Annotated in this window: 9 protein-coding genes; 8 read left to right on the top strand and 1 reads right to left on the bottom strand. The window is 62.3% G+C overall.

From position 1 onward, the window contains the following. Positions 1 to 4: 4 nt before the first annotated feature. On the bottom strand, positions 5 to 4615 hold the full coding sequence (locus LUB09_RS09320) for a DUF4329 domain-containing protein (RefSeq protein ID WP_231422417.1): 4611 nt from the start codon (positions 4613 to 4615) through the stop codon (positions 5 to 7). A 286-nt stretch (positions 4616 to 4901) separates the two neighbouring features. Between LUB09_RS09320 and urtA the strand changes: the two genes are divergently transcribed. The 8 genes from urtA (at position 4902) to LUB09_RS09280 (ending at position 12252) form a co-directional block, all read left to right on the top strand. Beyond that, a complete protein-coding gene (gene urtA, locus LUB09_RS09315; protein ID WP_231422416.1) occupies positions 4902 to 6167 on the top strand; it encodes an urea ABC transporter substrate-binding protein in 1266 nt (421 codons plus the stop codon). 139 nt (positions 6168 to 6306) lie between these two features. After that, positions 6307 to 7809, top strand: coding sequence for an urea ABC transporter permease subunit UrtB (urtB, locus tag LUB09_RS09310; protein WP_231422415.1), 1503 nt, complete (start codon positions 6307 to 6309; stop codon positions 7807 to 7809). Then, positions 7809 to 8876: an urea ABC transporter permease subunit UrtC gene (gene urtC, locus LUB09_RS09305; protein WP_231422414.1), complete on the top strand. Its 1068-nt coding sequence runs from the start codon at positions 7809 to 7811 to the stop codon at positions 8874 to 8876. The genes urtB and urtC overlap by 1 nt, the downstream gene beginning before the upstream one ends. After that, entirely contained in the window at positions 8873 to 9706 is an 834-nt protein-coding gene (gene urtD, locus LUB09_RS09300) for an urea ABC transporter ATP-binding protein UrtD (RefSeq protein WP_231422413.1), read from the top strand. The genes urtC and urtD overlap by 4 nt, the downstream gene beginning before the upstream one ends. 70 nt (positions 9707 to 9776) lie before the next feature. Then, positions 9777 to 10475 carry an urea ABC transporter ATP-binding subunit UrtE gene (gene urtE / locus LUB09_RS09295; protein ID WP_209988035.1) on the top strand — a complete coding sequence of 233 codons (699 nt, stop codon included), beginning with the start codon at positions 9777 to 9779 and terminating at the stop codon, positions 10473 to 10475. A 31-nt stretch (positions 10476 to 10506) separates the two neighbouring features. Then, positions 10507 to 11346 (top strand): urease accessory protein UreD, encoded by an 840-nt coding sequence (locus LUB09_RS09290; RefSeq protein WP_231422412.1) that lies wholly within the window; start codon positions 10507 to 10509, stop codon positions 11344 to 11346. A gap of 80 nt (positions 11347 to 11426) precedes the next feature. Beyond that, a complete protein-coding gene (gene ureA / locus LUB09_RS09285) occupies positions 11427 to 11729 on the top strand; it encodes an urease subunit gamma (RefSeq protein ID WP_003171437.1) in 303 nt (100 codons plus the stop codon). 10 nt (positions 11730 to 11739) lie between these two features. After that, complete coding sequence (locus tag LUB09_RS09280) at positions 11740 to 12252, top strand: GNAT family N-acetyltransferase (protein WP_209988033.1); 513 nt, start codon at positions 11740 to 11742, stop codon at positions 12250 to 12252. Positions 12253 to 12254: the final 2 nt, after the last annotated feature.

The raw sequence follows: 12254 nt of genomic DNA, 5'->3' as shown, positions 1-12254 counted from the left end.
CGGCTCACAGTTCGTCCTTGTCCGGGACGAAACTGCCATTCACATCCTTGAAATCCGCCTCCACCTTGCCCTGCAGCCTCCAGAAGCGTCCCGGGTGAATCACTTGCAACTCGCCAATGCCTGCCAGCTCGATGACAACCCTGGAAGGGGCTGGTGCATCGGCTGAGTAGCCCTCGTCTTTCGACCACTTGGCGGCAGTGTCGAATAGCGTGGCCTCTTCATTGCTGAACCGCGGCATGTAGCTCAACAACGCACCATCGCGCACCGATAGATAGACTCGGTTTACAGGCAGCCCCTTGCGTTTCAACTCATGAAGGTAGAACCCCAGCTCACGCCAGGAGACGAAGTACTGTCTGTACTCACTTTCACCGACCGCTTCAGGCTGGTCGAGCCCCGCATGAAACACCAGGTGAGCAGCATTCAACTGGTAACCCTGAGGCAACTGCGGCAGCGGGAACGCAAGGGAGGGGCTCGGTCCGCCCGCAAAGCGCGCCTGAGGAAACAATCGCTCGGCCACTGCCGAGGGAAAACCGTCGTCGGGCTGCGCAAGCACTGGCAGGTAGCAAAGACCGTCCTGGCTCGCCAGTTGAGCACCCAGATACTGTTCGCCGCTGAATGTCCCCGCCCGTCCATGGATATAGTGCGCGGCATCTTCGGCATGGGAATGAATCGGTCCCAGCACCAAACGGCTGTCGCGCGGGTCTGCAACGGCTCGTGTATGGCCCAGTTGCCAGTCGTCGCCGACCACGCCAAGCCCTGGCCAATTTGCGCTGGAGCGGAGCACCCGCAGCTCCCCGGCCGACGCCATGCGGCGAATATAATCACGCGGACTCAACAACCCCAGCCTTAAAAAGAGCAGGTCATTGGGCTTGATAAACTGCCTGTCCTGTATCACGAACTTGAGCAACGCACCGTCCGCACAGGAGATATAGAGCGGAAGGGCCGCGCGCGACGCGGTGGCATGCAGAAGCGCAAGCGCACTTTTCAAATCAGCAGGCGAGAACAGCCCCAGGTACCGGCTGGCCCCCGCCACCGACGACCCCGCCGGATGAAAGTCAGCGTGCTGCGGCACGCAAAAATACAGCCCGGCCATTTCATAGCGGTAGGGGTAACCGACGTCGCTGAACACCCGGCGATGAGCAAACCTGGCGCCCCTGTCGGCCACTGGCAACGTCGCGGTGAAGTTGCCGTTTTTCATGGACTTGAGCAGGTAACCGAAACTCAGTTCGGCACGCGTCGTCACTTGCTGGTGTACACACAGTGCGGCGTCGTCCGGTTGGGCGCAGATCGCGCTACAGGACGGATCAGTTTGAGCCATGGGGTAGCCCCGATCGGTACTGGCGGCCGAAGCGAACGGGAGCCACCAGTTCGATACCTGGCCCGGCTCACCCCACATCCCGCTGCCCACCACCACCTGCAATGGGTAGGTCAAGGCTACTAGTTTCACATACTCCAAAGGCGTCAACTCGCCGGAGCGAAGCTTGCGCTCAAGCTCTCCATGCAGCCAATCGTGGCGGCCTTGCGGGTGCAATACCACATTTTGACGGCTGATCAGCCTGGAGCGAGGTGTTATCAGCAGGCTGATCAATGATCCGTCCGCCCCCAATGAATAGTGATGCATGTGATCGGCTACGGCGGCCATGGCCTGGGCCAGGACCCGCGTGGAAAACATGGCGCTGTAGATCACTGCCTGCTCGGCTGTCAGCAGGAACGGCATGTGCCTCGCAGGTTTTGAGTGATACAGCGCAACCACCGAGGTGAGAACAGGATGGAGCCCCAGGTCGGCCAACCTGTCAGGAAAAATCTGCTTGATATCGAACACTTCATTGAGCACCACAACCGGCTCGGTGGCCAGGAACCAGCCATCGTCGCGTCGCAGGATCGCACCGCCGTAGCAAACGCGCGCTGTCACCGGCACACGCCGACGCACATACCGCGCAGCATCGTCCATCGACAGGAAAGCGGGGCTCAACCGGCGACGCTGAATATGCGCGTAGGGCTGCCACTGCCCCGTTACCTTGCCCAGGCGGTCCCAGCAATGACTGTAGCGGATGACCTGCAGGTCACCCGAATTGGCCACCTTGTGGACAAACTCCGGTGCAGAGAGGGTACCGCTATCCAGCTTGGCCTGGACCGTCTCAAACGTATCGCCTTCGCTTTGCGCTTCAAACAAGGCGCTGGTAGAGGGTGAGCGATAGCGTAGCAATACACCTTCGGGCGGTGCGATATACAACGAAGGCTGCCGGGTAGACGGCGACTGGGCGTTACGTAACTGGGTAATCGCAATACTCAAATCCTGCGGCGCGATAAAAAAACGTTCCAGCCATTTCGTCTTGCCTTCATTCGACCATTGCTGGGAGTAGTACACACCACAGCAACCAAAACCTTCAGGCACCGGGTTTGCGGATACGTCCGCGAGGGACAGCAGCGGTGTCTTGCGCGTGGTCGCCACGAGCTCGCTGGCGAGGTACTCCTGTTTTTCTTCGTGCTTGAAAATAAAGGCGAAGTACTGATCGGCATAGCGCTGCTGTTCCCGCTCAGGCCGACGATGGTAGACATCCAGCGCGGCCGCATCCGCCGTTTCGAATAGCCCACCGTAACTCAGCTCGACCGGGCGCTGAAACTCCAGCACGCGAACAAAAGGCCCCCAGTCCACTGCCACTTTCTCGGCCGGCCCCCACAGCGCCGTGCCGGTCATGACCCGCAAGGTGCCCCCCTCGACAAGGGAGCGGACCACGTCGGCTGGCTTGATCTTGCCGTCTTCGAGTTGCCTGGCGATGGGGCTCATCCCGCCGGCTGCATCGGCTTGCCACTGCTGCCGCCAATTGCCTGGGGCGGGACCTGGCTGGAAGCTGATCAAGCTGTCCTGTGTCCCTGACAAATACCCCGGCAACCCGGACTGAACAATCGCCTCGACCTCCTGATCGGTGAACATTTGCCCATACAGTTCGGCTTCCTGGTGCGTCCACTTGAGACGGGCGCTATTGGCCGTCTCCATCGTCGACAGTCCTGGACAGGCGCCGTAGCGCCCTTTCAAGCGATGGCCTGCATGCAGAATAATCATTTTCCCCAACCGGCCCTTTGGGTACCAGCCGTCATGCAACAATCCCCGCACAGGCGTCTCAACAGGTTCTGTGACCACAAAGCGACCGTCACTGCGTTGCAAAACGAGCCCGCCGGACATCTTGTCCCGACGCCCGCCGATACTGGCGTGAGCGTAGCGAACCGCATCGTCGGCCGTCAGAAAACGGCGACTGAGCCCCGGCAACGGAAAATCGGCGTAGGGTTCCCACGTCTCCTCGACCACACCGAGGCGGTCCCACAGCGCACTGGTCTTCTGCACCGACAATTCACCTGCCTGCGCCACCTGGCGCACGAACGCTCGAGTCAACAAGGTGCCGGCCTTGAGTTTGGCCTGGTGCCCGTTGTCATTGACTGTGCCGTCGCTGCCCGCGTCGAACAGCTTCGACTCGGCGGCCGAACCAGAGAAGCGGTAGTACAGGATCGCCTCATCACGTAGCCGGATGAACAGCGAAGCACCGAGGTTTGATTGCACGCTGCGGGCAAAATGTCGGTAGTGGGCGATGTGCCGGGCCAGCTGCATCGGGCTGATGAAGTTTTTGTACAGCCAGTCTTCCAGTTCAGGGTAATTGCCCGGCAACGGTCGCGCCTGCACGTAGAAGCCGCGTACGTAGCAGCCGGCAGGGAGCGGCGGCAGTGGATCGAACAGCGGCTCGACCGCGACGGGTTCGCTGGCGATGTAACGCTCCGAGAGCGTCTGCTGCAGGATCACCACCTGTTGTTGCAACGCGGGCTGGCGCTGAATGCGCTGTTGAGCGTAGTTCAGCGCCAGGTCCTGCGAGGGAAACACCGGCCCGCAGGGCAAGGTCAGCGGTTCGCTGGTGAACGGTCTGAGCGGTTGCCAATCCTGCGGCACCTCGCCGACGGAGCCGCCCCATGACGGGCTGGATACGAGGAACGTCAATTTGCCCACACTGGCGAGCTTTTTGAACGCGCCTTCCAGGGTCCCATCGGGCGCGTCAGGTGAGGTCCAGGGACCCTGCGTCTTCAACCAATTCACATGGCCTTCGGCAGCCTTGACGTCGTGCACCTGATACTTGAGCAAGGCGCCGTCCGGGCCAGACAAATAGGCCAGCCTGAATCGCGCGCGCTCCGTGAAGTTGAAAATAATATCCGGCTCGGAATAGAAACTGAGAAACGCCTTGACCTGCGGCATCGACCACGACGGGTTCAATTGACTGGTGGACTGAACGATGTCCGGGTGGGAATGCAGGCTGGCCACGATCCGGTAGCCGGTCGGGTCAATGAAGTCTGCGGTGGGTCCGGAGCGATCCAGCAGTTGGGTCCAGTCAAACGCGCTGGCGCGGCCAACAACAGGTTGCGAGGCGACAAACAGATCATCGGACAGCCGCTGCAGGATCACGCTGCCGTACTCTTGCTCGGCGGTGCGCGGGATGCGCTCGTGCACGTAGCGTGCAGCATCATCGGCGCTGAGAAAAGCGGGGGTCAGGGTGCCGAGAGTGGCGCGCTTTTCCCGGGAGAGGGGTGCATCCATGACATAAACCTCGAAACGCAATATGGATAAGCGTTTCATCCTCTCCCTTCGCCAACGCCGCGGGCGCTACATAGTTGCTCTCGCTGACACTGTGCGGTTCGTACCCCACGGTGTCCTGCTGCAAACCTGGCTTGAACATAGCTAACGCGCGTCATTTTGGCGCTTGGCAGCGCACCATCAATTGCGCCTGCCCGCTTGTGGTGCGCCATCGCGCCAGGCCCCCTGGCGAAACGACCGACAGGTGCTCTTTTCCGACTAGGCACACCCCTTGCAATGCCTCCTGCATCTGCCCTTACAACACCAACAGGTTCTCGGAGATCGCACCATGAAGCGTCGCAGCTTGATCAAGGCTTTCACTCTTTCCGCCTCCATCGTCGCCATGAGCCTGACCTGGACCGCACAGGCCGCAGAGACCATCAAGGTCGGCATCCTGCATTCGTTGTCCGGCACGATGGCGATCTCCGAAACGTCCCTTAAAGACATGGCGCTGATGACCATCGACGAGATCAACGCCAAGGGTGGTGTGAACGGCAAGATGCTTGAGCCGGTGGTCGTGGACCCGGCGTCGAACTGGCCGCTGTTCGCCGAAAAGGGCCGTCAGTTGCTGACCCAGGACAAGGTCGCCGTGGTGTTCGGTTGCTGGACCTCGGTGTCGCGCAAATCGGTATTGCCGGTGTTCGAAGAGCTCAACGGCCTGCTGTTCTACCCGGTGCAATACGAAGGTGAAGAGATGTCGCCAAACGTGTTCTACACCGGTGCGGCGCCCAACCAGCAGGCGATCCCGGCAGTGGAATACCTGATGAGCGAAGAAGGCGGCAGCGCCAAGCGCTTCTTCCTGCTGGGCACCGACTACGTCTACCCGCGCACCACCAACAAGATTCTGCGTTCGTTCCTGCACTCCAAAGGCGTGGCGGACAAGGATATCGAAGAGGTCTACACCCCCTTCGGCCACGCCGATTACCAGACCATCGTCGCCAACATCAAGAAGTTCTCCGCCGGCGGCAAAACCGCCGTGATCTCCACCGTCAACGGCGACTCCAACGTGCCGTTCTACAAAGAGCTGGCCAACCAGGGCCTGAAAGCCACCGACGTGCCCGTGGTGGCGTTCTCGGTGGGCGAAGAGGAACTGCGCGGCATCGACACCAAGCCGCTGGTGGGCAACCTCGCCGCCTGGAACTACTTCCAGTCGGTGGAGAACCCGGTGAACAAGAAATTCGTCGCCGACTGGAAAGCCTACGCCAAGAAACACAACCTGCCGGGCGCCGACAAAGCGGTGACCAACGACCCGATGGAAGCCACCTACGTGGGCATCCACATGTGGGCGCAGGCAGCGGAAAAAGCCAAGTCCACCGACGTCGACAAAGTGCGTGAAGCCCTGGCCGGCCAGACCTTCGCCGCGCCGTCCGGCTTCACCCTTACCATGGACAAGACCAACCACCACCTGCACAAGCCAGTGATGATCGGCGAGATCCAGGCCGACGGGCAGTTCCAGGTGGTGTGGCAGACCGAAGAGCCGATCCGTGCCCAGCCGTGGAGCCCTTACATTCCGGGCAATGACAAGAAGCCGGACTATGCGGTGAAGAGCAACTAAACCCCCACCACAGGTTAAAAATGTGGGAGGGGGCTTGCCCCCGATGGCGGTGGTTCAGTGACAGAAGTTTCACCTGACACTCCGCTATCGGGGGCAAGCCCCCTCCCACACTGTCCACGCATGATCAGGACATTTGTTTATGCCCTCTGCCCTTTACCGCGTCATCCTCGCCGCTCTGCTGTTGCTGCCCCTCGCCGCACACGCCAGCGACGCCGAAGACTTCATCAACGCCAACCCGATGCAACAAGCCAAGCTGCTCCAGGACTGGGCCGCCCAGCCTGACCCGGCGCGCATCGAGCTGGTGGACGCCCTGCAACAAGGCCAGCTCACACTCAACGGCGAAACCAAAACCGTACGCCTGAACAATCGCCTGCGCAGCCTGATCGATAACGTACAGGCCAGCCAGCAACTGCTTGCCGCCGATCCCAAAGTGCGCCTGGCGGCCGCCCGCACCCTGCAAAAAAGCGCCGTGCCTGCGCAACTCAAATTGCTCGACCAGCAGGTCGCCGCCGAGACCGACGAGGGCGTGCACACTGCCCTCAGCCTGGCCCTGGCCAACCTGCAACTGGTCGACAGCGACCCGCTGGTGCGCCTGGCCGCCGTGCGCCTGCTCGGCGGCACCGGCGATCCGCTGGCCCGCACTCGCCTCGATGCGCTGCTGGCGCCCGGCGTGGAAACCGATGCCGCCGTGCACACCGCCGCCGAGACCAGCCTGGCCCAGGTCAAACGCAAGCTGATGTTTGGCGAGATCCTCGGCCAGGCGTTCAGCGGCATGTCCCTGGGCTCGATCCTGCTGCTGGCCGCGCTGGGCCTGGCGATCACTTTCGGCCTGCTCGGGGTGATCAACATGGCCCACGGCGAAATGCTGATGCTCGGCGCCTACTCCACCTATGTGGTGCAACTGCTGATGCAGCGCTACGTGCCCGCCGCCATCGAGTTTTACCCGCTGATCGCACTGCCGGTGGCGTTCTTCGTGACTGCCTGCATCGGCATGGCGCTGGAACGCACGGTGATTCGTCACCTCTATGGCCGCCCACTGGAAACCCTGCTCGCCACCTGGGGCATCAGCCTGATGCTGATCCAACTGGTGCGCCTGGTGTTCGGCGCGCAGAACGTCGAAGTGGCCAACCCCGCGTGGCTGTCCGGTGGTATTCAAGTGCTGCCCAACCTGGTGCTGCCGTACAACCGCATGGTGATCATCGCCTTCGCGCTGTTCGTGGTGGTGCTGACCTGGCTGCTGCTGAACAAGACGCGCCTGGGCCTCAACGTGCGCGCCGTCACCCAGAACCGCAACATGGCCGCCTGCTGCGGCGTACCCACCGGGCGCGTGGACATGCTCGCCTTTGGCCTCGGCTCCGGCATCGCAGGCCTGGGCGGCGTGGCGCTGAGCCAGATCGGCAACGTCGGCCCGGACCTGGGCCAGAGCTACATCATCGACTCGTTCCTGGTGGTGGTGTTGGGCGGCGTCGGTCAGTTGGCCGGTAGCGTCATGGCCGCGTTCGGGCTGGGCATCGCCAACAAGATTCTGGAGCCGCAGATCGGCGCGGTGCTCGGCAAGATCCTGATCCTCGCGCTGATCATTCTGTTTATCCAGAAACGTCCGCAGGGACTCTTCGCACTGAAAGGACGGGTGATCGACTGATGAACCAGCCATTGATGCTCACGGCCACGCAAAAGGCCGGCCCCAAGGTGACGATTGCGGTGGGCGTGGTGATCCTCGCGGTGCTGCTGGTCCTGCCGCTGCTGTCATTGTTGCCGCCGGAAAACGCCTTTCATGTTTCCGCCTACACCCTGACGCTGGTGGGCAAGATCCTTTGCTATGCGATTGTCGCCCTCGCCCTGGACCTGGTGTGGGGCTATGCAGGGATGCTGTCCCTCGGCCACGGCCTGTTCTTCGCCCTCGGCGGTTATGCCATGGGCATGTACCTGATGCGCCAGGCGTCCGGCGATGAGCTGCCGGCGTTCATGACCTTTTTGTCGTGGACGGAATTGCCCTGGTACTGGGCCGGCACCGACCATTTCCTCTGGGCCCTGTGCCTGGTGGTGCTCGCTCCCGGATTGCTCGCTCTGGTGTTCGGCTTTTTCGCGTTTCGCTCGCGGATCAAGGGCGTGTATTTCTCGATCATGACCCAGGCGCTGACCTTCGCTGGAATGCTGCTGTTCTTTCGCAACGAGACCGGCTTTGGCGGCAATAACGGCTTCACCAATTTCCGCAGCATCCTCGGGTTCGGCATCACCGAGCCCGGCACCCGCGCGGCGCTGTTCATCGCCACCGTGCTGCTGCTGATCGCCAGCCTGTACATCGGCTGGCGCCTGGCGCAAAGCAAGTTCGGCCGAGTGCTCACCGCCCTGCGCGATGCCGAGAACCGCCTGATGTTCTGCGGCTACGACCCGCGCGGTTTCAAGCTGTTCGTGTGGGTGCTGAGCGCGGTGTTGTGCGGCCTGGCCGGGGCCTTGTATGTGCCGCAGGTGGGCATTATCAACCCCAGCGAAATGTCGCCGACCAACTCGATCGAAGCCGCCGTGTGGGTGGCACTGGGCGGACGCGGCACGCTGATCGGGCCGCTGCTCGGCGCCGGCGTGGTCAATGGCATGAAGAGCTGGTTCACCGTGGCCTTCCCGGAATACTGGCTGTTCTTTCTTGGCGCGCTGTTCATCATCGTCACCCTGTACCTGCCCAAGGGCGTGATCGGGCTGCTGAAAAAATGAGGAACGTCATGCTGGAACCTATCTTCGATGCGGGCAGCGGCCGCGATGCCATCGGCCTCGGCCAGGCCGCAGGCAAGGGCCTCAATACGCGCCACGGCACGATCCTGACCCTGGAAGACATCAGCGTCAGTTTCGATGGTTTCAAGGCGCTCAACGACCTGAACCTGTACATCGGCGTCGGCGAACTGCGCTGCATTATCGGCCCCAACGGCGCAGGCAAGACCACGCTGATGGACGTGATCACCGGCAAAACCCGCCCCAGCCACGGCAAGGCCTGGTTCGGCGAAACCCTGGACCTGACCAGCATGAGCGAAGTGCAGATTGCCCAGGCCGGCATCGGTCGCAAGTTCCAGAAGCCCACGGTGTTCGAAGCGCTCAGCGTGTTCGAAAACCTGGAGCTGGCGCAGAAGACCGACAAGTCGGTATGGGCCAGCCTGCGTGCGCGCCTGAGTGGCGAGCAGAAGGACCGCATTGAGGAAGTGCTCGAGACCATTCGCCTGACCGCCTCGGTGCAGCGCCCGGCCGGGTTGCTGTCCCACGGGCAAAAACAGTTTCTGGAAATCGGCATGCTGCTGATGCAGGACCCGCAACTGCTGCTGCTGGATGAACCGGTGGCAGGCATGACCGACGCCGAAACCGAGTTCACCGCCGAGCTGTTCAAGCGCCTGGCGGGTAAGCATTCGCTGATGGTGGTGGAGCACGACATGGGCTTTGTCGGTTCGATTGCCGATCACGTGACCGTGTTGCACCAGGGCAGCGTGCTGGCCGAAGGGTCGCTGGAACAGGTGCAGGAAAACGAGCGGGTGATCGAGGTTTACCTCGGTCGCTGAAAAGTGCGTGGTATGCACACCTGCTTGCCACAGAAGCCAGGCCCCCGCACGATTTGAGGAGTATTTGAACATGCTGCAAGTCGACAAGCTGCACCAGTACTATGGCGGTAGCCACATCCTGCGCGGGCTTTCGTTTGACGTGAAGATCGGCGAAGTCACCTGCCTGCTCGGACGCAACGGCGTGGGCAAGACCACCCTGCTCAAGTGCCTGATGGGCCTGCTGCCGGCCAGGGAAGGCGCAGTGAACTGGGAAGGCAAAGCCATCACCGGCTACAAGCCGCACCAGCGCGTGCACGCCGGCATTGCCTACGTGCCCCAGGGCCGGGAAATTTTCGCTCGATTGACGGTGGAGGAGAACCTGTTGATGGGGTTGTCGCGTTTTCCTGGCGCCGAGGCCAAGGAAGTGCCGGCGTTCATCTACGAGCTGTTCCCGGTGCTGCTGCAGATGAAACATCGACGCGGCGGCGACCTGTCCGGCGGGCAGCAACAGCAATTGGCAATCGGCCGCGCCCTGGCCAGCCGTCCGCGTCTGCTGATTCTTGATGAACCGACCGAAGGCATCCAGCCGTCAGTGATCAAGGAGATCGGCGCGGTGATCAGAAAACTCGCGGCGCGCGGCGACATGGCGATCCTGCTGGTGGAGCAGTTCTACGACTTTGCCGCCGAATTGGCCGACCAGTACCTGGTGATGTCGCGGGGTGAAATCGTGCAGCAGGGCCGTGGCGAAAATATGCAAAGCGAGGGTGTACGCGGCCTCGTAACCATCTAACCTGTGGCGTCCCGACACTAAGCCAGAAACCATGAACCTGCCCGTTTCCCCTGCCCTGTTCACCCCCAGCTGGCACGCCGCGCTGGACCTCGGCTACGCGCGTTTCGGCGATACCACGCGCCCGGTGATGCGCCGGCACAGCGGCCCGCTGCGCGTGCAAAAGCACCTCTACGCCGAAGGCCCCGAGGTGTGCCAGCACATCATCGTGCACCCGCCCGGCGGCATTGCCGGCGGTGATCGGCTGGATATCCGCGCCCACGTTGGCGAAGGGGCGTGGGCACAATTGACCAGCCCCGGCGCCGCCAAGTGGTACCGCGCCAGTGGTCCGGCGTATCAACAGCTCGAACTGACGGTGGAGGCCGGCGCCACGCTGGAGTGGCTGCCCCAGGAAACCATCGTGTTCAGCGCCGCCCAGGCCGAGTTGACCACACGCATTGAGCTGCAGGGCGATGCACGGTTGTTCTACTGGGACGTGGTCGCCCTCGGTCGCCCGGCCAGCGATGAGCGCTTTGACCTGGGCCACTTCCAGTCGCACCTGGATATCCGCCGCGACGGCCAGTTGCTCTGGCATGAGCGCCAGCGCATTGTGGGCGCCGATGGCCTGCTCGACTCACCCATCGGCCTGGACGGGCAACCGGTGTTCGCCACCCTGCTGCTCACCGGCGACATCGATCCTGACTTACTTGAAGCCTGCCGCGCCCTGCCCCATGCGGTGCGCGGCGACCTGACCCAACTGCCCGGGCTGCTGGTGGCCCGCTGCCTGGCCAGTGAAGCGCTGCAGGCGCGGGCCTGGTTGATTGATTTATGGCGTTTGCTGCGCCCGGCGGTGCTGGGACGGGAAGCGGTAGCACCGAGAATCTGGAGCACATGAAGATCAGCACTGTGGGAGCAAGCCCCCTCCCACAGGGATCTCCAGTGTTTTTATGAATGTAGTCTGAAGGACCTTGAACCATGGATCTGACCCCACGGGAAAAAGACAAACTGCTGATCTTCACCGCCGGCCTGGTTGCCGAGCGCCGCCTGGCACGCGGGGTGAAGCTCAACTACCCGGAAACCATCGCCTACATTTCCGCTGCGCTGATGGAAGGCGCGCGCGATGGCCGCACCGTCGCCGACCTGATGCACTACGGCACCACCCTGCTCAGCCGCGAACAGGTGATGGAAGGCATCCCGGAGATGATTCCGGATATCCAGGTGGAAGCCACCTTCCCGGACGGCACCAAGCTGGTCACCGTCCACCAGCCCATCGCGTGAGAGGCCGGCCATGATTCGTGACGCCATTGAAAGCGACCTGTCGGCGATCTGCGCCATCTACAACGATGCGGTGCTCAACACCACGGCGATCTGGAACGAGCAACCGGTGGATCTGGCCAACCGCCAGGCCTGGTTCCAGGCGCGACAGGCCCTGGGCTATCCGATTCTGGTGTCGATCGAAAACGACGAGGTCACCGGCTACGCCTCGTTTGGCGACTGGCGGCCCTTCGAAGGCTTTCGCTACAGCGTCGAACACTCGGTGTACGTGCGCAACGACCAGCGCGGCAAAGGCCTGGGCCCACGGTTGATGGAAACCCTGATCGAACGCGCGCGCACCTGCGGCAAGTACGTGATGGTCGCGGCCATCGAAAGCGGCAACCTGGCCTCGATCCGCCTGCACGAACGCCTGGGGTTCGTCACCACCGGGCAGATGCCGCAAGTGGGCATCAAGTTCGGCCGCTGGCTGGACCTGACCTTCATGCAACTGGCCTTGAACCCGGGCGCCGAACCGCCCAAGGAGTGACA

Origin of the sequence: Pseudomonas sp. Leaf59, from assembly GCF_920984685.1 — a bacterium.
In the GTDB taxonomy this organism is placed as follows: Bacteria; Pseudomonadota; Gammaproteobacteria; order Pseudomonadales; family Pseudomonadaceae; genus Aquipseudomonas.
Note: the sequence above shows the minus strand (reverse complement) of the source record. Positions and strands in the feature narration are given on the sequence as shown.